14 protein-coding genes are annotated in these 22651 nt (G+C 61.3%); 4 read left to right on the top strand and 10 right to left on the bottom strand.

The genetic code is table 11. The annotated features are described in order from the left end of the window. Positions 1-5 precede the first annotated feature (5 nt). From DFO48_RS02865 to DFO48_RS02845, 5 genes are all read right to left on the bottom strand, one after another. Entirely contained in the window at positions 6-2186 is a 2181-nt protein-coding gene (locus DFO48_RS02865) for an MFS transporter (RefSeq protein ID WP_114862456.1), read from the bottom strand. Between the two features lie 5 nt (positions 2187-2191). Further along, positions 2192-2740 carry a TetR/AcrR family transcriptional regulator gene (locus DFO48_RS02860; RefSeq protein ID WP_003079372.1) on the bottom strand — a complete coding sequence of 183 codons (549 nt, stop codon included), beginning with the start codon at positions 2738-2740 and terminating at the stop codon, positions 2192-2194. A gap of 90 nt (positions 2741-2830) precedes the next feature. Next, positions 2831-3748, bottom strand: coding sequence for a pseudouridine synthase (locus DFO48_RS02855; RefSeq protein ID WP_034349641.1), 918 nt, complete (start codon positions 3746-3748; stop codon positions 2831-2833). 148 nt (positions 3749-3896) lie between these two features. Next, a complete protein-coding gene (locus tag DFO48_RS02850) occupies positions 3897-4892 on the bottom strand; it encodes a tripartite tricarboxylate transporter substrate binding protein (protein ID WP_114862455.1) in 996 nt (331 codons plus the stop codon). 29 nt (positions 4893-4921) lie between these two features. Continuing rightward, a complete protein-coding gene (locus DFO48_RS02845; RefSeq protein WP_114862454.1) occupies positions 4922-6037 on the bottom strand; it encodes an aryl-sulfate sulfotransferase in 1116 nt (371 codons plus the stop codon). 113 nt (positions 6038-6150) lie between these two features. Here DFO48_RS02845 and DFO48_RS02840 point away from each other — a divergent pair, with 113 nt between their 5' ends. Beyond that, positions 6151-7101, top strand: a complete 951-nt coding sequence (locus tag DFO48_RS02840; RefSeq protein WP_114862453.1) for a LysR family transcriptional regulator — start codon at positions 6151-6153, stop codon at positions 7099-7101. 283 nt (positions 7102-7384) lie between these two features. Continuing rightward, positions 7385-9598 (top strand): AsmA family protein, encoded by a 2214-nt coding sequence (locus DFO48_RS02835; RefSeq protein ID WP_114862452.1) that lies wholly within the window; start codon positions 7385-7387, stop codon positions 9596-9598. A 172-nt stretch (positions 9599-9770) separates the two neighbouring features. Here the strand turns inward: DFO48_RS02835 and DFO48_RS02830 are convergent, their stop codons facing one another. Next, positions 9771-10667, bottom strand: coding sequence for a LysR family transcriptional regulator (locus DFO48_RS02830; protein WP_114862451.1), 897 nt, complete (start codon positions 10665-10667; stop codon positions 9771-9773). Between the two features lie 301 nt (positions 10668-10968). Here DFO48_RS02830 and DFO48_RS02825 point away from each other — a divergent pair, with 301 nt between their 5' ends. Continuing rightward, complete coding sequence (locus tag DFO48_RS02825) at positions 10969-11958, top strand: agmatine/peptidylarginine deiminase (protein ID WP_233506282.1); 990 nt, start codon at positions 10969-10971, stop codon at positions 11956-11958. Between the two features lie 6 nt (positions 11959-11964). After that, positions 11965-13062: an agmatine/peptidylarginine deiminase gene (locus DFO48_RS02820; protein WP_114862449.1), complete on the top strand. Its 1098-nt coding sequence runs from the start codon at positions 11965-11967 to the stop codon at positions 13060-13062. A 389-nt stretch (positions 13063-13451) separates the two neighbouring features. Here DFO48_RS02820 and DFO48_RS02810 read toward each other — a convergent pair whose 3' ends face one another. The 4 genes from DFO48_RS02810 to DFO48_RS02795 all read right to left on the bottom strand — a co-directional run bounded on the left by DFO48_RS02810 (position 13452) and on the right by DFO48_RS02795 (position 22650). Continuing rightward, entirely contained in the window at positions 13452-15002 is a 1551-nt protein-coding gene (locus DFO48_RS02810) for a methyl-accepting chemotaxis protein (protein ID WP_114862448.1), read from the bottom strand. A 407-nt stretch (positions 15003-15409) separates the two neighbouring features. Then, complete coding sequence (locus tag DFO48_RS25825; protein WP_304466281.1) at positions 15410-17545, bottom strand: autotransporter-associated beta strand repeat-containing protein; 2136 nt, start codon at positions 17543-17545, stop codon at positions 15410-15412. A 181-nt stretch (positions 17546-17726) separates the two neighbouring features. Continuing rightward, on the bottom strand, positions 17727-21137 hold the full coding sequence (gene dnaE / locus DFO48_RS02800) for a DNA polymerase III subunit alpha (RefSeq protein WP_114862446.1): 3411 nt from the start codon (positions 21135-21137) through the stop codon (positions 17727-17729). After that, complete coding sequence (locus DFO48_RS02795) at positions 21130-22650, bottom strand: hypothetical protein (protein ID WP_114862445.1); 1521 nt, start codon at positions 22648-22650, stop codon at positions 21130-21132. The genes dnaE and DFO48_RS02795 overlap by 8 nt, the downstream gene beginning before the upstream one ends. Between the last annotated feature and the right edge of the window lies 1 nt (position 22651).

The following is a 22651-nucleotide window of genomic DNA, read 5'->3' as shown; positions in this document are numbered from 1 at the left end:
TGCTGTTATCGGTTTGAGTTCCTTGCCTGGGGGCCGGAGCCATCCCGGCCGCCATCGTCGGCCGCAGGGCTGCTGCGGGCGTTTGTGTCGATTTCCTGCTCCAGTTCGGCCTCGAGTTCGAGCGCCTGGGCGTTGTCCTGCAGGGGGTCGCGGCTGGCCAGCACGGCCTGCTCGCGAGTCTCGGCCGCCTGCGCGGCGGCAGCCAGGTGCGTGGCCTGCGCGCCTTCGATCACCACGGTCCGCGCCGGACTGGCGGGCCCGGCCTGAGCGCCCTCTTCCACATCGCCATAGGCATCGGTGGCCGTGGGCTGCACCACCACCGTGACACGCTGCGATACATCGGGCTCATGGGCGTTCGCTGCCTCAGGCTCTGCGAGCGGCGCCACCGAAGGTGCGCGCTGGGGCGTACCGTCGGTCCCGGCGGCTGCCGCCACCTGGTTGCCGCTTTGCCGTGTCATGGCGCGCACCATGGCGGCAGCCTGGCGCACTCGCGCCGAGGCTCCCAGACTCCAGAGCAGATACAGCAAGGCGATGGCGGCCGTCAGCGCAAACACATCGTTATAGGCCCTGACATTGGCTTCACGCCGCACGATCTGCGACAGCTGCAGCGTTCCCTGGTTGGCGCGCATGGCGGGATCGGGCGTCACCTTGCCGTAGATCTGGTTCTGTATCTTGAGCCGCTCGGCCACCACGGGGTCGGTCGGGTCCATCTGCGCCACCAGGGCCACGGAGTAGATCTGCTCGCGGTAGGTCTGGTAAGTGCTCAGCAAGGCCGAACCGAGCAAACCGCCCATAGCCTGCGTCATGGAAATCGTGACCACGGCGGTGAGCATGTGATTGGCTCCGAACTTGAGCCCCTGGATGATGCCGGTCAGCATCAGCGGGCCCATGAAGACGCCCGAGCCCACCGCCAGCAGGAACTGGCTGAAGAAAAAGTCCGAAGGACGGTCCACGCTGCTGCGGTGGTGATCGAGAAACGCGGCCACGGCGAACAGCGCAATCGCCACCACAATCTGCTTGCCCATATTGGGGACACCGAAAGTAGTGGCAGACAATGCAATACCTATAAGCGTTCCAAGCAAAATCACCATGAATAGCGGCTGCATCTGGTCGGATGTCATGCCCAGCGTGCGCATCAATCCCACCACGCCGTAGCTTTGCTCGGCCGTGAGGAAGCGCAGCAAAATGGCACCGATCACGAAACGTATCGTCGGCATCTGCGCGAACCAGCGCGTGTGGAACATGGGGTTGACGCGATGGTGCTCGATGTAAAGCGCGACGCTGAGCAACGCGATCGCTGCCACCAGCATCCAGGCCAGCCCCGGCGTATCGAACCACCAGCGCGAATAGCCCTGGACCAGCACCGCGATCAACAGACCCAGGCCCGGCACCATCAGGCTGAAAGTGACGAAGTCCAGCTTCTCGAAGGTCCTGATGTACAAGCCCGATGGCAGCTTGAGCAGCACCACGGCGGCAAAGGACATCAGTGCCAGGCCGGCTTCAAACAGATAGAGGTTGTGCCACTCGCTGTTGTAGAGCAGACCCGGCGACAGAATCCAGGCCAGCGGCGTGGCCAGTTGGCCCACGCCCACGCCGATCACCAGCATCTTGAGCACATAGGTGCGTGGTGCGGCCTGCAGCATGTAGAGCGTGCTCAGCGACGAGCAGGTCGCTGCTGCCAGGCCACTGGCCGCGCGCAGCAGAATCAGGCTGTCGTAGCTGCCCAGCAGCAGATGCAGCACGCTGAGCGCCGCGTAGCAACCCAGGCCGATCTCGGTGAACAGGCGCATGCCGAACTGCTGGCGGAATTTATAGACCAGCAGATTGGCCGTCATATTGAACATGACGTAGGCGCCCGTCAGCCAGGCGGCCTCGACCGAGGTCAGCCCCATCTGTCCCTGAATCGTGGGCAGATTGGCTGTGAACAAGGCATTGCCCAAGCCACCGGTCAACCCGACCAGCACAGCAATCAGCCCGTAGCAGACGCGAATCCAGGGCTCGTGATGGGGCATGGCCGGCGAGCCGGGCAGCGCCGGCTTTTCATGCTCGGCCCAGTCCGGCGGGCGGCGCAGCAGGATGACGGGCCCCTGAGGAATGGCGGGAGATGCTGAAGCCTGACTGCTGGGAGATTTCGGGCCTTCTTGATTGGCTTGAGCCTCCGTGGCTTGTGCTGCAGCTTGACTCATAAACCTCAGGCCTTGATTCCGTCCAGAATGATTTGCAGGGCGCGACGCGCCAGTTGTTTGCGTTGCGCAGGAGTTTCACCACGCAGGGCGCCGCCCAGCATGCCGAACACCAGGGACAGATCCTTGGCATTCAAGGCCTGCTTGCACAGGCCCTTGGCCACAGCACGCTTCATGGGCTCTTCGAAAACCAGCCACATCTGCTGGCGCGCATGGATGACCTCTGCATCACTCTGGTCCACCGTACGCCAGTAGTCCACCAGCGTGGCGGAGACAGCGATGCGCTCGCCCACCAGAGCCAGCAGCTTGAAGAAGGCCTGGTCGTCGTCGCGCCAGGCGATGGCAGCGGCCCGGGTCTTCTCGACCGAGCGCTCCAGCAGCGCCACCATGATGGCGCGACGGTCCGGGAACTGACGGTACAGCGTGGCGCGGCCTACCTGGGCACGCTCGACGATGAGATCCAGGGGAGCGGTCACGCCATGCTCGGCAAACACGGCATCGGCCGCGTCCAGCAACTGGGCGCGGCGTTCGGCGGATGGAGGACGGGTGGTGGACATGTCATCAATTATCGGACAGTTTTGTCCGATAATTGACAACACCCAACGTTCCCCCTTCCCTGGTAAGGGTCGGGCAATGCGCTGCCGGACTCAGTCTTGCGGCAGCGCCTGCAGGCCGCGCCGGCTGGCGAATTCGCGGCGTTGTCCGGTCAGAGGATCGTCAAAGGCCAGGCTGCGTGCCAGCAACTGCAAGGGATTGGAATAGTCGCCCGGCTCCGGGTCATTGACCACGGGATAGAAGGCATCACCCCTGAGCGGCAGACCCAGCGCCGCCATATGCACACGCAGCTGATGGCGCTTGCCCGAAACAGGACTGAGCCGATAGCGTGCCCAGGCACTGTTGTGCTCAATGATTTCCATCAAGGTGCGGCTATTGGGCTCGCCCGCGACCTCATGCATGCGAAAGAAATGCCCGCTCTCCTCCATGCGGCTCACGTGCTCGCGCGGAAAGCTCAACTCGGCACGGTAAGGTGCCACGGCCTCGTAGACCTTGTGAATGGCCCTGTCCCTGAACATCCCCTGATAGATGCCGCGTGTAGCGCGCTGCACCGAAAACACCACCAGCCCCGCGGTGTCGCGGTCGATGCGATGAATCGGCGACAGCTCGGGCAGATCGAACTCGCGCTTGAGCCGTACCAGCAGCGTGTTCTGCAGATACTGGCCTGCGGGCACCACAGGCAGAAAATGCGGCTTGTCGGCGACGAGCAGATGCGCATCGCGATGGATGACTTCAGCCGCAAACGGAATCTCTGGCTCGCCGTCCTGCTCGCGATAGTAGTAATAGCGCAGCCCCGGCATGAATGCAGCGTCCGGGCCGGCCATCTCTCCGGTTTCGCTGACCACTTGACCGGCTGCCATGCGACGCAGCCAGTCTGCGCGCCCGACGGCGGGCAGGCGTTCGCACAAGAAGTCGATCAACAGCCCCCCGCCCTGGGATGGCAACACCACACAACTAGGGCTGACGCCATCGCGCACGGGCAGAACCTTGGGATCGTGGGAGTTATGCATGGCGCGGAATTTTAGTGGCTGACCCGATTCCTGGACCTCATGGCGGCATGGCCCCCTGAGCTCGGGGCGTCATGAATGCTCCGACCAGCTGCTGCCGGATCAGCGACCGCCTGCGCCCTCGCCAGACAACGATGCGACTTGGCGCTGGCTAATCCGTTCGGATATTGGCTTTGCGAATGGTGTTCTCCAGAACTCTTTTCTCCTGCTCCAGATAGGCCAGGAACTGGAGATGCCCCATTCGCATGGGCTTGAAGCCGGCTTCCGTCAGTTTTCTGCTCATCTCGAGGTCCGCTTGCAAGACCGCGATTTCATCGGCCAGACGCTTGACGATACGGGCATCCGTATGAGCGGGAGCCAGCAAGCCTTGCCAGGCCTCAACCTCCAGATTGCGAAGGGCCGGTGTCTCCGAAAGACTTGGCGTTTGGGGCAGCGCGGCCAGACGCTGGCGGGATGTCATGCCCAGTGCCTTGACCTTGCCCTCCAGCACAAACGGCTGAGCCAGCGCTACAGGCAGCACGGCAAGGTCGATCTGACCACCTGCCAGCTCGGTCAGCACCTGCGGGCCAGACCTGTAGGGAACATGCACCAGATCGATACCGGACATCTGCTGAATCAGCTCCCCCGTCAGGTGCAGGCTGGTACCGATACCATCGGTGCCCAGGGTCAGTCGCCCCGGTTTCTGGCGCGCAAGTTCAATGAGATCGTCCGCACTGCCTGCAGCAAGTCCCGGGCGGGCGAGCAGCGCAAACACCGAAGAGGCAACCGGTGCCACGGGCTTCAACTCGTGCAAGCCGTCATAGCGAAACTTTGCCGGCGAGATCAAGGGAGCAACCAGCACCGAGCTGGCCACACCGAAGAGCAAGGTATAGCCATCGGGTCTGGCTTTGATGACACGCTGCGTTGCAATGGTCCCCGATGCCCCAACCATGTTCTCGATGATCACGGGCTGGCCCAGGCGCTCTGCCAGACGCGGCACTACCAGCCTGGCGGCTACATCCACACTGCCTCCAGGCGCGAAGGGAACTACCACCGTCAGTGCCTGGGCAGGCCAGAGCTGGACAGCAGCCTGGCTTGCCGGTGATAGCTGCTGCAGCAGCGGAGCGCCCAGCGCCCAGGCTGCAAACTGTCTGCGTCGTATTTGCATGATGATCTTTCTGCTGGATCTGGAATGGCTCAGCGGGACAACCAAGGCAGTTGCGCTGCCTGGTAACGCCATGTCTGGAACACCGTGTTCAAACGGCCCGGGCCTGTGCGTCGTGCAGCGGCATCGGGATACTCGCCAAACCAGGGCAGGATGAACTCCCAGACCACCTCGCCTTGCGGCGTCACTTCAAACAGGCGTCCCGTGGCTGACTCCGTGATGTGCGTGTTGCCGTTCCAAAGCCGCTGCGCGCTGCCCATGAAGGCGGTGTAGAAGGCATTGACCATCTCGTCCTGGTAGCTCCACGCGATCTCATGCGAGACAGGATCTATTTCCAGCACACGCGAGAAAGCGACATGGGCTCCCGTGCGGAAGTTGCCGTTGTCAAAGGTCAGGATATGGCCGTTTGCCAGAGGAACCGGAGCATGCTGGTGCGAGACCACCGATGGCGGGATATGCAGCTTCACGCTGCCACTGGCCTTGTCCACGCCAATGATTCCCGAGGTCGTGCGCAAGCTCATGAACACCGTTCCATCGACCGCAAGCCCAAGGCCGTTGACCAAAGGCCAGTGATAGCGGCCAAAGCCCGGGTGAATGGGAAAGTGCTCGGGCTCCAGATGCTCCCAGGCCTTCCACTCCCAGACCAATCGACCTGTGCGGTCCACTTCCCGGATCACATCGCCATACATCACCTCATCCGGCCCTTGGGAGCTGCCGCCCGGCACGCGTTCTGCAAAGCCCTGGGGGACAGGGGCGCAAGCGGCGTAGAGCAAATGGCCATTGGGCAACCACTGTGCATCATGGTGATGGGCCGGATCTTCATAGCGCCAGACCACCTCTCCATCGGGTCTGACCTCGTAGAAATCGCCGCCGTGCCACATGGACCATGGCGCATAGAGGTCCGGCGATCCACGGTGGTTGCCGTTGTAGCCCAGATTGCCGTTAGGCAGGATGACAGCATGGCGGCCGGCGCGCACCGGCAGCTTCCACTCGTGAGCCACCTGGCCGTGGATATCTATGAGGTAGACATGCCCATCCGCCGTCTGGGGGGCGATCAATGTGTAGCCGCCTGCGCTCAGAGCGCTGTCATGAGCGATAAGACCTGTGCCGCGTCGGCGTTGGGTGACCTGGTCAACGGTGGTAGCCATGGGGTTCTTTCTGTGACAGAAGGGATTGATGGCTGCCACTCTAGAAGTTCGTCAGCGTCAGGAATAGCTGTTTGTTTTTTAAGAGGTGTCAGATAAAACTTTACACTCAGGACATGCCAGCAATTTCTCAGGCTTTTCGATGCTTTGACGAGGTGGCGCGCCGAGGTTCGGTGCGCAAGGCCTCGGCGACCCTGCACCTGACCGCAGCAGCGGTCAACCAGCAAATCCTCAATCTCGAAGCGCAGGTGGGTCAGCCACTGTTCGACCGACTGCCCAGAGGCATGCAGCTGACGGTGGCCGGCGAGATCGTGCTGGCAGCAGTCAGGCGAAGCCAGCGCGACTTTGACAATGCCCTAGCCCAGGTCGAAGACCTGAATGCCTTGCGGCACGGGCATGTAAGCGTGGGTGTACCCCACGCGACGGCCGAATACCTCGTGCCCCAGGTAATTGCGGCAATGCATCATCGCTATCCGGACATCACTTTCAGCGTGCGTGCCGGCATCGGTGAAGAGCTTCTGCGTCATGTAGCGCAAGGCGAGATCGATGTGGCCTATTGCCTGCGCCGAACACCTCCTGCCGGTGTCGAGGAAATGCGCTCCTGGGCACAACCCTTGGGCGTGGTGATGACTCCTGATCACCCTCTGCGCATGCGGCCTCGACTGCTGCGTCTGCGTGACTGCCTGGCCTATCCGCTGATCATGATGACTCCCGACATGGAGTTGCGCAGCATGCTCGAGCGTCTGGGCGACGGTGCACTGAACCGGATCCAGCCGCTGGTGGAAACCAGCAGCATCCCCATGGCCCGGCGCCTGGTGGCAAGCGGCCAGGCACTGGCCTTCATGCTGCCGGACAATGTGGCGGAAGACATCGCCACTGAGCGTCTTAGCTGGCGTGCGTTGCACGATGCCGGTTCGCTGCTGCACAGCTGCGCTTATCAGCGCACCGGCTACGCGATGGCAGCAGCCATGGAGATGTTTCTGACCGAGCTGGAACATGCAGCGGACGAATTGAAGGCAAACTTTGATACCGGTGTTTCCTGGTCCATCGGCAATCTTGCCGTTTGACAGCATGGAATCGGCAGGCACCGGATAGGCACTGGCACCTCAACGCCGAGCGGAATGACTTTGCACAATGGAGCAACACTTCGCAGCACTTCATGAAGCACCGCAGTCATTGCTGCAGATGTTTGCATTCGCAGCAACAGCACTCTTCCAGCTGCAGCATCGTTTCCCGGCTCGGTCGCAAAGTCTGAGCTCATTGCATGCGGGCATACATGCATCAGGCAATTGGATGACGAGGCATTTCACGTATGCGCAATAGCATGTGGCAAAAAAGGATGCAACAGCCATGGTCGATCCCACCAGCACTTCAGCCCCTGAATCCGCTCCTGCACATTCGCGCCTGACACGTCACTGGCTGCGCTGGTCAGCCCTTGCGATGGCGCTGCTGCTGGCTTTGATTCTGGCGGCGTCACTGCTGATTGCCTTCATGGACTGGAACAAGCTCAAGCCATGGATCAATGAAAAAGTCAGCACTTCCACGGGCCGCGAATTCGCCATCAATGGCGATCTGCAGCTGCAGTGGACCTGGCCACAGCCTCTCGATACGGGCTGGCGTCACTGGGTGCCCGGCGTGGTGGTGCACGCCAGCGATCTGACACTTTCGCAGCCCCAGGGCTGGCTGGTTCAACAGGCGCCTGAAAAATTCGATGACAAACAGCCGGCATTACCTGCGACGCCCAAGGAGCTCAACACCGGTCGCCTGCCCGAGCAAGGCCAGGCAGCTAACGAGAAAAAGACGGCCGCAGATGACGATGACGCCATAGCTGATGCCGGCCGGCAACCGCCCGAACGCGATGCCCGCACCATGATCACCGCAGCAAATGCCACGGCCAGCCTGCGCCTTTGGCCACTATTGGCGCACCATGTGCAGCTCGACTCCTTGCTGTTGCAGGCTCCAGATATGGTGCTGGCCCGCAACGACAAGGGCGAGAGCAACTGGACATTTGACAAGCCCGCAAGCAGCGGCCCGAAGTGGAGTTTTGAAATAGGCCAGCTGCGCATCAGCGACGGCGTTCTGGGCTGGTCCGACGCTGTCAAGAACATGGCCGTGCGCGCCCGTATCGACACGCTGCGTAGACCGGTCAGTGCCGATCAACCTTATGGCGTGCGCTTTGGCCTCGCTGGCTATCTGCACCAAGGCAAGACCCGCGCGCAAATTCAGGCCCAGGGTCTGGCGGGGCCTGTACTGGATCTGCGCCAGGACAGGCTGCGCTTTCCGTTGCTCATTTCGGCCAAGGCTGGCAGCCTGCAAGCATTTGCCAAGGGGATTCTCGACAATCCCAAGACACTGGACGGACTGGACTTTCAAGTTCAGGTGCGCGGCAAGAGCATGGCCGACCTGTTCGAGCTCAGCGGCTTGCTGCTGCCCGCCACACCGCCGTTCGAGACCAGTGGCCGTCTGATCGGCAGCCTAGCGCCAGGCAAGGCCGTCTGGCAATACGAGAAGTTTCAGGGCAAGTTGGGTCAGAGTGATTTGAGCGGCGACCTCCAATACCGCTCCGCCCAGCCCCGGCCAAAACTGACAGCACAGCTGCACTCCAAACAACTGCGACTGGTGGATCTGGGTCCGGTCATCGGCGCAGCCCCGTCCGACAGCCCCGACAAACCCCAGCCCGTCAACGGCAAGGTACTGCCGCAAATTCGGTTCCAGACCGAGAACTGGGACAAGATGGATCTCGACCTGCGCTATGAAAGCAGCCATATCCTGCGGCCCGAAGCTCTGCCCCTGCAAAACCTCAGCGTGCATGCGCTGCTGGACAACGGCAAACTCACCCTATCGCCACTGAAGTTCGGCCTCGCCGAAGGCACGCTGAATATCGACGCCAGCGTGGACAGCCACGCCAGGCCCGTTGCAGCAAAACTCAACACACAGGTGCAATCTCTCAAGCTCTCCGCGCTGTTTCCCACGATTGAAAAGATGAAGAAAAGCCTGGGCCGGCTCGATGGCGCAGTTGCGCTCACCGGGCAAGGCGAGTCACTGGCACAGTGGCTGGGCACGGGCAATGGCTCGCTACGCCTGTTTGTGCGCGACGGCACTTTCAGCTCGCAACTGCTGGACCTCGCCGGACTGAACGTTGGCTCCATCGTCATCGCCAAGCTATTTGGCAGCGACAAGGAAGTGCAGCTGCGTTGTGCCGTGGCCGACTTCAATGTGCAACAAGGCATTGCCCGCCCACGCATGGCGAAGCTGGCCACGACTGAAGCCGTTGTTGAAGCCACGGGCGAGATCAACCTGGCGCAGGAACAGCTCAATCTGCGCATCGTCCCCGAATCACTGAAGTGGAAGTTTTTCTCACTGCGCACACCGCTTTATGTGCGCGGCAGCTTTGCCAAACCCGATGTGGGCCTGGAGCCGGGCCCCTTGGCAGCCCGTGCTGGTGCTGCAGTGGCTGCTGCCGTTTTTGCGCCAGCGGCACTGGCTCTGGTGCCGCTAACCGTGCCTGCCGCCGACGACGATGTGAACTGCAAGCAGTTGCTGACTCAAGTACGCAGCCGGTAGACGAAGGCAAGGGCAGGCCGCCGATTCTCGCCTTCCCAACCGGAGCTCATTGGTACCTGCTTGTCTGCGCACGACCCAATTCGGTCGTCAACGCACTTGGAGTCAGTGACGGCCTTCATTGTGGAAGGTCATCAAGAAATGAACGGATGTATCAAATCTCGAATGCCCAGGCCTAGGAATGAAGCTCGGTACTCTGGGCACGCAGCCAATTGAATACCTGCAGGACGATTTCCGAACGCGCCTGCTTCTCCATCCCCGACAACCACCAGGTAGAGCCAGGCAAGCGCGGATATTCCGAAAGTATTTGCAGTTGACCGCGTGCGAGGCTGGCGTCTACCAATAGGCGCGGTAGACAAGCGATACAGCCTCCTTCCAGAACAGCCTCGATCAAGAGGCGAGCGTCGTCATAAATGGCTCGCTTCCTGAAGCGTGCCAGCGGCCCCAGGAACAGCGGAGCAGTTACGTCACTCGTCAGGCTTTCTTCCAGACACGTCAGATCCGCATGCAAATGGTGCTGTGTCTGCGGCACTATGGCCAACTTCCGTGCCAGATCGGTGTTCGCCACGAGTACCCACTCATCCTGAAATAGTGGTATTTCCTGCAAACCAGGCTGCAAAAGAGGCCTGTTGCCGATAGCGATATCGACATCAATTTCGTCAACAAAACGGGCACTTTCGTCCACGGACAGCAGCAGACACAGCTCGGGCAGTTGAGCTTGAAGTTCTCGCAATCTTGGCTGCAGCCAGCCATGCAGCAAGGGTGCCGGGCATACCAGCACCACCAATCCCGGATCCAGATAAGTGGCGATTCTTCCGAGGCCACTTCGCAAAACGGTCAGCGTACGTTGAACGCTGCGCAGCAGCACTTCACCAGCGACGGTCAGTTCCACTCCCCGCCCTGCCCGCCGGAACAAAGGCTGCATGACCTGCTCTTCCAACTGCTGCACCTGATGGCTGATTGCCGACTGTGTCACATGCAGTTCGTCAGCCGCACGCGAGAAACTGCCATGTCGGGCTGCAGCCTCAAACCCCATCAACAACTTCAGAGAAGGAATGCGATGCTCTGACATATGAGAAAACTTAATATATTTACCGAAATCATATCATTTGCCCTCATACGACTCTCCTACCACAATGCCGTCCATTGCAATGCGGTGGCAATTTCCCCGCATTGATTCTTTGGATTGATAGGGTTGAGTGATGAATACACGTCGATATTTCATGCGTGGTTGTGCGTCAGGTGGCGGCGCGATGGCTGTGCTGGGTTTGCTGGCAGCGTGTGGCGGAGGTGGTGATAGCGGCCCAGACACAAAACCGGTCACTCCGCCCCTGGACAACGGCAGCACCAGCAATCAGGGCCAGGACTGGCATATGCCCGACGAGGCCGAAGCACATAAGGCAACATGGATGGCGTATGGCGCCTCGAGCGCGATCTGGACACGTGCGCAAGTACCGCAGGTTCAACTGGCACTGGCGCGCATCGCCAACGCCATTGCAGCTTACGAACCCGTCAACATGCTGGTTCGCCAGAGTGAACTCGAAAATGCGCGGCAGTTGCTTGATCCGCGTGTCACGCAGATTCCCGCCAGACTTGACGATCTGTGGATGCGCGACACCGGCCCCGTCTTTATACGCAAGCCCAATGGCGAGCGGGCGTGTGTGAAGTTCAATTTCAATGGCTGGGGAAAAAAGCAGCAGTTTGACCATGACGGCCTGGTAGCCGATGTGGTCAGTGCTCATGTGAAATTGCCACTGCTTGCCACACGCCTGGTCCTTGAAGGCGGAGCATTGGAGGTTGATGGCAAGGGAACGGCCATCATCACGGAAAGCTGTGTGCTGAACAGCAATCGCAATCCAGGCTGGAGCAAGGCCGATTGCGAAGCAGAGTTACGCCGTTTGCTGGGTATTCGCAAGGTCATCTGGTTGCCCGGCATCAAGAACAAGGACATCACTGATGCTCACACGGACTTCTATGCTCGCTTTGTACGTTCCGGCGTGGTGGTTGCTCACCGCGACATGAACCCTGACTCCTATGAGTATTCGCTGACCAGGCAACACCTGGAGATCTTGCGAAGCGCCACCGATGTCGACAATCAGCCGCTGAAAATCGTCGTTGTCGATGGACCCAGCCAGATTCGCCCGGGAAATAATCCGGACACCTTCGCCGCTGGCTACATCAACTACTATGCAAGCAGCCGCGCCATTTTCTTGCCCGAATTCGGGGATGCGAAAGCTGATTCGATTGCCAAGGAAATATATGCGCAGCTGTACCCAGGACGCGCAGTGGTCCAGATCAATATCGACCCTATCGCTGCCGGCGGCGGGGGCATCCATTGCACCACGCAACAGGAAATCATCTAAGACCGGATGAGCCATATGCAACGACGACATTTCCTGAATGCCGCTATTGGCCTGACAGCCGGCACAACCGCTGGCATGCATGGATTGCCAGCTCAGGCAGCCGGTAGCTGGCGCATGCCTGACGAAGGGGAGCGCCACTCGGCCACCTGGATGGCCTTTGGCGCCAATGACGATGTGTGGGGAAAACGTCTGAAATCGGGCGCGCAGGCAAACCTGGCACGCATCGCACAAGCGATTGCCAGTGTTGAACCCGTTCACATGCTGGTCAACGAGGAAGACTACGACCTTGCGGCGCGGTTGTGCGGCAATAAGGTCAAGCTGGTGGTGCAACCCATCGACGACCTCTGGATGCGCGACACCGGGCCAGTCTTCGTGAAAGGGGCTGGCGGAGCGTTAGCCGGTGTGAGCTTCAATTTCAATGGTTGGGGTGAAAAGCAGGACTACGAGGACGATGCGCTGGTGGCCAGCTTCGTCGCCGGGCGCGCGGGTGTTCCCGTTATTGAAAGCTCCCTCGTTCTGGAAGGGGGCGGTATCGAAGTCGATGGTCGCGGAACGGCGATCATTACGGAAAGCTGTGTACTGAATGTCAATCGCAACCCTGGCGTAAGCAAGGCGCAGTGTGAAAAAGAGCTGTACCGAGTGCTGGGTATCGAGAAAGTCATCTGGTTGCCAGGTATTGCCGGCCAAGACATCACCGATGGTCATACCGACTTTTATGCCCGCTTCTGCGCTCCTGGTGTGGTGGTGGCCGGTTTCGAAAGCGATTCATCGTCGCCTGAGCATGCGGTCACACGTCGCCATCTCGACATCCTGCGCAAAGCCACGGACGCACGTGGCCTTCCGCTAAAAGTTGTGACCCTGCCAGGGCCTGACCATGTTCGGCCGCAGTATGAAAACAAGGACTTTGCTGCCGGCTACATCAACTTTTATGTATGCAATGGCGCGGTGCTATGCCCTGAATTTGGTCATGTGCAAGCCGATCGCAACACGAAAGCGATCCTGCGTGAGCAATTTCCCGGACGCGACATCGTGCAACTCAACATTGACGCGATCGCAGCTGGCGGTGGCGGAATCCACTGCACCACACAGCAGCAGCCGGCCTGAAATGATCAATAGACCTGTCCGGAATGAGAGGTTTCAGGAAAAGCTGACCTTCACTACAGGATCTCGAACGACAGCAATCGGTGTGCTGCTGCAGCATCCATCGACGTAAGCAAGCTCTGTTTTTGGCTCGATTGCTGCCGTTGAGCTTTCTGACTGCTTTGGCGAGTCTCGCTGTCCGGCCTCCCTGGGTCTTGCTGTGTCCAGTACTGCGACCAGAAATCTGTTTGAGTGCCAATATTGAAAGCTTCATGCATGCTTTCAGGCGAGATGGTGCCGGACTGTTCCAGCCATGTCTTGCATGCCGGGAATCGACGGCAGCCAGAAGGCATACAGCCTCCTGCACTGCCGCGGATAAACCTTTCGGCTTCAGTCCTGATCGCTCTACAGAATCAGACGCTCTTGAGGCGGAAGACGCTGACCATCTGCGACAGGTCGCTGGTCTGCTGCTGCATGGATTGCGCAGCAGCGGTGGACTCTTCCACGAGGGCAGCATTCTGCTGGGTCACCAGATCCATCTCGGCCACCGCGCGGTTGATCTGCTCGATGCCGCTGGTCTGCTCATGGCTGGCGGCAGTGATCTCACCCATGATGTCAGTCACGCGCTGCACGCTGCTGACGATTTCATCCATGGTCTGGCCAGCCTGACTGACCTGCTCGCTGCCCTCCTCCACCTTGGTGACCGAGGCCTGAATCAGCTGCTTGATTTCCTTGGCCGCTTCAGCGCTGCGGCCAGCCAGCGAGCGCACTTCCGATGCCACGACGGCAAAGCCGCGGCCTTGCTCGCCTGCGCGTGCCGCTTCCACGGCTGCGTTCAGCGCCAGGATATTGGTCTGGAAAGCAATGCTGTCGATCACGCCGATGATGTCGGATATCTTGCGCGAAGACTGACTGATGGCCCCCATGGTCTCCACCACCTGCGACACCACCATGCCGCCCTTGACGGCCACATCTGAGGCCGACAGCGCCAGCTGATTGGCCTGACTGGCGTTATCGGCATTTTGCTTGACGGTAGAAGTCAGTTGCTCCATGGATGCAGCCGTCTGCTGCAGGGAGCTGGCCTGCTCTTCCGTGCGCGCAGACAGGTCATGGTTGCCCGCTGCAATCTGACCCGACGCTGTGGCAATGCTGTCCGTGCCCTGACGCACCTGCCCCACCAGCCTATCCAGGCTGGTATTCATATCGTGCAAGGCCTGCATGAGCTGCCCGGTTTCATCGCTGCTGTTCACATGGATCTGTGCCGTGAGATCACCATCGGCCACGCGGCGGGCCACGCCGACAGCATGCTTGAGCGGAGCGGTGATGCCTTGCGTCAGGCGCCAGGCGCTGACAGTGCCGATGGCCAGAGCCAGCAAGGCCAGAACCAGGAAGTAAGTCCGGCTGCTGCTCTCGATCTGCTCCACCTCTGCCGCCTTGGCATCCAAGCTGGCGCGCTGCAGGTTCAGCAGCTCGCCGAGCAGCTTCAGATAGCCCTGGGCGGCTGGCACATAGCTGTTGATCAGCGTGGACTCCGCCTCTTCGGCCATGCCTTCGGCCTTGAGCTGACTGACCTTGTCGCGGCTGGCGAGATAGGTCTTGCGCACCTGCATGATCCTGTCCAGGATCTCGCGCTCCGCAGGCTCGGAGATCAGGGGCTCGATCTGCTTGAGCACATTGGCCGTGCTCTTGGTAGTGGCGGCCGCATCCGCTGCCAGAAACTGCACAAGACTTGCGTCGCTGCTCTTGGCGATGGCCGTGGTGCGTGCCACGGCCACGCTGACATTACTGTTCCAGTCGCTGATCAAGCGCTCCTTGGTCAGCGGCTCCTGCATCATCTGCTGCGTGGCCTTGCCCACCGAGTGCAGTTGCCAGATGCCGATAACCGTGATCACCACGGCAAATGCCAACACCACTGCGAACCCCAGGCCCAGTCGGGCACCAATGTTCAGCTTGGTCAATCTCATCGCTTTCATCCATTCCATATAAAAGTAAATAGCCGGCAAAGCGGCCACTCCGATACATGAAATGGGGCCGACCCGGCAAAGCCGCTTGCTGCGTCACTCGCATAGCGCAAATCGCAACACAATGTAATTGGTATTATCAAGGGATTACGTCGTTGGATTGAGCTAGCTGACCAACGACTGAAGAGGCTTTGTAGAAATCACCTCGGCGGCTCAACTACTCGTATCAGCAAGTAGCAAGACCATTGCTTTCGAGCAGACCACTGGCCGAAATCTCGTCACATCGATGAATCACTGCCACGGCCCGGAAAGGCTGCTGAGTCATTTCATCCTGGAAAGTCCGGGCCTCTTTTGCTAACGCAAAAAGGCCTGCGCCACAAAATCGCGCAGGCCTTCTACCCCAAGCCCGATCAACTGGCCAATGTGATGGTCACACTGGTATCGCCATAGCTCACGGTGGATTTTGCATAACCGTCCACCACCACATTGGTGAACTTGTTGTGCACGCCTTTGGCGGTCAGCACCACAATCTTGTCACCCGCCTTGGGTTTGTAGTCGCCGATAAAGCTCACGTTCAAAGCACCGGCCAGTGCAGCATGGTCGGCCACCGCCAACGTACCGGCAGTGCTGCTGGAAAGCGCCAAGTTCAACTCCCCCGACTTCTGGGTGTAAGAGCCTCTCACCTGGAGCTGGTTGCCGTTGGTCGCCAAAGTACCGCCATCGACGTATACAGCGCCGATGCCTATCGCAGTGGAAGAGTCGGCACGCAAGGTGCCTGCGGAAACCACGGTGCCGCCGCTATATGTATTCGCGCCTGTCAATGCCAGAGTGCCGCTTCCACGCTTGGTCAGCTTGCCTGCGCCGCTGATGTCGTTGCGCCAACGGTCAAAAGTGCAGAAGCCCGAAGCACAGAAGCCTTCGATGCTGCCGTTCATGGTGACGGTCACATCTGCCTCCAGTCTGCCGTAGCCGCTGGCCGCGTCGAACAGGTTCAGCCGTCCAAAGCCTTCTTCATCGTCAAGCACTGGGTAGCCGGAATCGATGGCCGTGGTTTTGAGCACTGCTCGCCGCTGGTCTGCTGTCAGATAGGGAAAGCGGGTCTCCAGCAGGGTTTCCATTCCTTTAGGTACAACGGCAGGCTTGCCAGCCTTGGCCTTGTCTTGTGCAAAACCGAATGTCAGCCGCCTGAGATATTCAGCCTTGGTGGTCGCGAAATCCGCAAAGCGGTCTTCGCCGGGTTTGGCCGAGTGCGCAACGTTCCAAAGCTCCACGCCGGTATTCACGCCCAGTTTGCTGCGCAACTGCGCCTGTGCTTGCTGAAACACGAGCTGACGCTGTGCTTCGGTATAGCTCAGACCTCGATCGCCAGCGCCCTTCAGGAAAGGCATCCATACGGACGAGCCCAGCATGCGCCCGCCCATGACGCCCAACGCCGAGTGCATGCCGGCACGAATGCGGTTTTCACCGGCCTCAAGTCCGCGCGCCATGGCTTCATGGAAACGCTGCGGTGCCATGTAGGCAATAGCCATTGAATAGCGCACGAATTCGGCGGTATGGCCGCTGGGGAAGTCGGAGTCCTGCTGTGCCTTGACCTGCGCAGCAGCCGCATCATCACCTGCTGCGCGACGCGACATCAGCTCTGGGAGCACTTTGACGACCGGCAGGCTGCTGTCGGCAGCCGACCAGCGGTACGGACGGGCGAATTTGTAAAAGCCTTTGGGCCCGTTGTCCGAGGCAATATTGCCGACCGTGGCATTGTCAACGAACTGAAGCACCGCGCCGAACTCGGGGTTGGTCTGGATATTGGTGTCGCCCCAGCCAGCGCTGGGATTCTTTGCAAGATCATCCCAGGCCTGGCCCAGCGGCCCCAGCGAGCCTCCCATAACCGTGCGCGTGACCTTGTTGCCGGTATCGTCGAGCTTGATGTCCTCCTTTTGCGCATCGGTGTAAATCGTCTGTGTGGTCAGCTTGGACGAGTACGCCATGTTCTGCAGGAATAGCTCGCTCTTCCTGATCGTTCCCGTGGTCCCTGCGGCCGGCGCCTGGCCTGGCGTGCTATTGGTGTTGTCTGCTGTAAGCACATGCCAGACACCGTTCCATGTGGTCAGAGCGAAAGCCTCACATCCCTGCTTTCCGGCGACATTGGTATCCGGTGTGGTCGCACCAGGCGCGAAGATGCCAGCGAAATCGGATTTCTTGAAGCCGTTCATCTTTCGCTCGGAAGGCTCCCAGATATCGAGGAAGCCCGAAAGAATACGCAGCGTGCTGTTGGTGGTGTGATCGGCGTAGCAGGAGTTGTTGCCATTGGCCGTTGCATCATGCCTGCCGGAGTTGAAGACGGTGGCATCTTCGCGGTATCTGGGTACATCAGTGCGCGACACCGGCATGCTGGTCGCACCTTGCGCTGTAACGTTGAACGTCTCGGTGCCCAGCCCCGCGGGCGGGCCGGGAATCACGTAATCGGCCACCTGGTCTTGATTGCCGCTGTCACCGCCGCCACAGCCAGCCAGAGTCAATATTGTTGCCAGGGCGACGGCACGAAGCACAAATGTTTTCTTGTGTGCGGAAAAATGAACGGGTGTCTGCATACGCAAGCCAATCTCAAAGGACGGAAAAGCTCGCAATCTTGGTAAGCGATCGTGAATCCGTTATGACATATCAATAAAATGAGATTGCGTTTTCTGCAGCACGGACTCTGCAATACGACCGACGCAGCCCCCTTGACGTTCAATGAAAATCCCGGCTGTTCAGTCCGACCTCGGCAAACCGCCCCAGCCAACGAGTCACATCCCTGGCCTTCATCACGACCAGATGACGAACCGCAGGTTCCTGCCCTGTCTGGGCCGCAGGCATATCCCCCTCTGACTCCGACGCCTCCAGTTGCGGGGCCGTGCTGCGCTGCCAGATGCCCTCCACGGCCAGCAGACGCGAGGCCAGCAATGCAGAGCGCCAGCGCGCAAAGGTCTGGCTCCAGACCACCAGGTTGATGACGCCGGTTTCGTCTTCCAGCGTGATGAACAGCGTGCCGTTGGCGGTAGGCGGGCGCTGGCGCACGGTCACGATGCCGCAGGCACGTACCTTCTGGCCTGGCAGCATCTGACGCAGCTCGGCTGCGGTTTTCAGGCCATGGCGCGCCAGCCTTGGGCGCAGCAAGGCCAGCGGATGGCGGCGCAGGCTCAGGCCGGTGGCGGCATAGTCGAACATGATTTCCTCGCCCTCGGCAGCCTGGGGCAGCTCAAGCCTCGGCTCATGAATGGCGGCCTGCGCAAAAATGGGCGGCAGGCTGGCCTGCGCAGCAGCAGCCCACATCTGCTGGCGGCGGTGACCGGCCAGGCTGCGCAGCGCATCGGCTGCGGCCAGGGCTTCCATATCTGCCTTGTCCAGCCGGGCCCGGATCGCCAGATCGCTCGCGTCCTTCCACGGAGCCTGCGAAGCTTCACCTTCGATCCGCAGCGCTGCGGCCTTGCCCAGCCTGGCAACCCGGTTCAGCCCCAGGCGCACGGCCGGCTGAGGCTGGGCCACGCCGCGCATGGCTTGCAAAGGAGCTTCCAAGGTGCAATGCCAGTGGCTATGGCAGACATCGACCGGCAGCACACGCACGCCATGGCGGCGCGCATCCTGCACCAGTTGCGAGGGTGAGTAAAAACCCATGGGCTGGGCGTTGAGCAGAGCCTGCAGAAAAATGGCCGGCTCGTGGCGCTTGAGCCAGGCGCTGGCATAGGCCAGCAGCGCAAAGCTGTAGGCATGGCTTTCGGGGAAGCCATATTCGCCAAAACCCAGCATCTGCGCAAAAATGGCCTGAGCGAATTCCAGCTTGTAACCACGCGCCACCATACCGTCGATCAACGGGCGCTCGAACTTGTGTACGCCGCCCTTGCGCTTCCAGGCCGCCATGGAGCGGCGCAGCTCATCAGCCTTGCCGGCCGAAAACTTGGCAGCATCCATGGCGATCTGCATCACCTGCTCCTGAAAAATGGGCACACCCAGGGTTCTCAGCAAGGCATTTTCAAGCTCCGGTTTTTCAAGCTTGAGTGGCAGCTTCCGGCGTGCACGCTCGCGCGCAAGCAGATAGGGATGGACCATGCCGCCCTGAATCGGGCCGGGGCGCACAATGGCGACCTCCACCACCAGGTCATAGAAGGTGCGCGGCTGCAGACGCGGCAGCATGCTCATCTGGGCACGGCTTTCGATCTGGAAAGTACCCACGGTATCGGCCTGGCAGATCATCTCGTAGGTCGCGGCATCCTCCTGCGGAATCTGGTGCAGCTCCCATGGCTCGCCACGCCAGCGGGCACGCTCGTTCAAGGCATTGCGCAACATGGTGAGCATGCCCAGGGCCAGCACATCGACCTTGAGCAGACCCACGACATCGAGATCGTCCTTGTCCCACTGTATGACGGAGCGCCTGGCCATCGTGGCAGGCTCCACGGGCACCAAGCGCGTGAGCTTGCCCTCGGTCAGCACAAAACCACCCACATGCTGGCTGAGATGACGCGGGCTGTCCTTGAGCTGCCAGGCCAGCTCTATCCAGAGGCGCAGCCGGTGCGCGCCCACAGCGCAATGCATTTCGCGTGCCAGCACCTCGGCTTCCTGTAGCTTGCGCTGCACCCAGTCTTCGGGCAAGGCTTCGGGCGCCTGATCCTCCTCTACCGAATCGGCCGCCTCTGCATGCGTCTGTGCTTGCGCCTGGGCATGCTCGCTGAACCAATACTGCCCCTTGGCCAGGGCATCGATCAGATCGGCCGGCAGGCCCAGCGCCTTGCCCACATCGCGCAGCGCGCTGCGGCTGCGCCAGCAGCTGACCACGGCCGTGAGCGCGGCGCGGTCGCGCCCGTACTTGCCGTAGATGTACTGGATGACCTCTTCGCGCCGCGCGTGCTCAAAGTCCACATCGATATCGGGTGGCTCGCTGCGCTCCTTGCTGATAAAGCGCTCGAACAGCAGATTGCCACCATCCGGGTTTACCGCGGTGATGCCCAAGTAGTAGCAGACCGCAGAATTGGCCGCCGAGCCGCGCCCCTGGCAGAGAATACCGACGCTGCGCGCATAGCGCACGATGTCATGCACGGTGAGAAAGTACATCTCGTACTTCTGATCCTCGATCAACGCCAGCTCTTTGTGCAGCTGATCGCGCACCTTCTCGGGAATGCCCTGGGGATAGCGTCCCGCCGCGCCCTCCCAGGTCAACCATGCCAGGGTCTGCGTCGCCGTCATGCCGGGCAGCACGCTCTCCTTCGGATAGCGGTAGCGGATCTCGTCCAGAGTGAAGCAGCAGCGCCCGGCCAGCTCCAGTGTTGCCTCCAGCATGGCCGTGGGATAGAGCGAAGCCAGCCGCAGACGCGAACGCAGATGCCGCTCGGCATTGGGCTGCAGCGCAAAGCCGCATTCGGCCACGGTGCGCCCCATGCGGATCGCCGTGACCACATCCTGCAGCGGCTTGCGCGAGCGCGCATGCATATGGACATCCCCGCAGGCCAGCAAGCGCAACCCCAGCGCCGCGCCCGCCTGCTGCAGGGTCTGCAGCCACAGGCTGTCGTCGGGCGCCAGGTGCAGCTCCACACCCAGCCAGAGGTTTTCAGCATCAAGATAGCCTGAAACGCCTTCCAAGCAAGCGGTTACAGCTATCAAATCCGATGCATCCAGCTTCCCACGCTGCGGCAGCAGCAGGCACTCGCAGCCTTGATTCAGCAGCTGCCAGGGGCTGGACTCGTCGACCAGGTACTTCCCTTTGTCAGCCCGGCTGCGTGCAGCGGTGATGAATTCACAGAGATTGCCCCAGCCTGGCAGATCACGCACCAGCACCACGATCCTGAGCGGGCCCCAGGCGAATTCGCTGCCATGGATCAGATGCAGGCCGCAGTCCCGCGCCGCTTCAAAGGCGCGCACGGCACCGGCTACCGAGCATTCGTCGGTCAGCGCCAGCGCCGCATAGCCCAGGCTTTTGGCCCGGTGCACCAGCTCTGCAGGCGATGAAGCACCGCGCAGGAAGCTGAAATGCGAGAGACAGTGCAGCTCGGCATAGGCCAGCGGCCCTCTGCCCATGCCCTGAGCCACGGGACTGGCCGGTATCGCGGCAGGCGGCGGCCCCGCCAACCGCAGAGAGGGAGCGGGCGGCTCGGCCATGATCAGCTCAGCCATACATGCCTTGCGCGAACCAGCTGGCAGGGCTGGCGGTCATGCCCATCAGGTGTTCGCTACGGACGCGCTCGCGGTAGATCCAGACATGTCCGACGACGGCGTTATAGGCCACGAAATAGTCACGCTCGGCGAGGCCGCTCGGTGCAGCAGCCTGGGCATCGCCAGCAGCATCCCACCAGCCGGACTCCAGCCTGTAGGGACCAGCCCTGAGCTGCAGCGGCCCATGCCATTGGGGACGATTGCCCTGCACGGGCAAGGCCTGGGGCTGGGGCAGCAGCCAGGGCGGCCACAGGGCTTGCCAGGGGTCGGCACATCCGGGCTGACGGCCGCGTTGCGTGCCTTGCTGCCTGAGCTGCGCTCCCGCTCCAGCCTGGGTAGCGTCTCTTGCCGCAGCCGGATTCTTGCTCTGCAGCAAGGGCGCAGCAGCTTGCCAGCGCTGCATGCGCTCGGGGCGGTGGTCGGCCAGCGGCTGCACCATCTGCACGGCCTCCTCACCCCAGCGGGCGCTCAGCCGTTCCACCCATTCATGCCAGGCCAGACTGTCCGACGGGCTCTGGCCCTGGGCGGCAGGCAGGCAGCTCAGCGGCTCGGCCGCCCAGGCAGCCGTCTCCAGCGCCTGCAACTCCAGCATGTCCACGGGTGCGCGCCAGCGCTGCTGGCCCAGGTGCTCACGCAGCAGGCGCTGCAGATGCGCCATGCCCTGCGTGGGCTGGGCCGTGCGGATGACCAGCGCTTCCCAGGCCGGCAGCTCCTGGCCGTCGATACGGCGCAGATCATGGTGCCAGCGCAATTGCAGTGCCAGCACCGCATGGTGACGGGCCTGCAGCCAGCACTGCAGCGCGCGCAACAGCGGCTGCGCGGCATGGAGCACGGCATCGGCATGGTGGGCCGGATAACCCAGGTCGTGGCGCAGCTCGAATTGCTGAGGCAGTTGCAGCCAGTCAAGTGGCTGGGGCAGCAGACCATAGGCTTCGTCGAGCGCACGCAAGGCCTTGGCTCCAATACGGCGCGACAGTCCCGCGCGCGGCAGTGCGCGCACATCTCCCCAGCACCGGCAGCCCAGGCGCAGCAGCACGGCGCTGTTCTGCTCCAGAGCGCTCAGCGTCCATAGCGGCAGCGCATCGGCATGCAGCGATGTCTCAGGCATGGTCAAGGAAACAGGGATGGAGCCACAAGGTCGCCCCTGCTGCAGCCGCAGCCGTGCCAACGCCTGCCAGGCCGTGCCGCCCTGTCCGCGCAGCGGCTGCACTGCCGCATCGCCGCCCCCGGTCTCCGGCGGGCCGGACACAGCGGCCTGACAGGCCTGGGCAAAAGCACTGTCCAGCCGTGTCAGCAAGACCTCTCTCCCGCCCCAAAGACGCTGCACCATACTGGTCTCCATGAGCAAGGCGTCTTCGAGCAAGGCCACACGCGGCGAAAACTCCAGCGCCCACCAGCAGGCACTCTCGGGCACCGGGCTTGACTTGCTCAGGCAGGCCAGAGGCCAGGCCATCCAGTGCTCTGCACTGTCCATC

This window comes from Comamonas sp. AG1104 (assembly GCF_003350425.1).
Lineage (GTDB): Bacteria > Pseudomonadota > Gammaproteobacteria > Burkholderiales > Burkholderiaceae_C > Comamonas > Comamonas testosteroni.
Note: the sequence above shows the minus strand (reverse complement) of the source record. Positions and strands in the feature narration are given on the sequence as shown.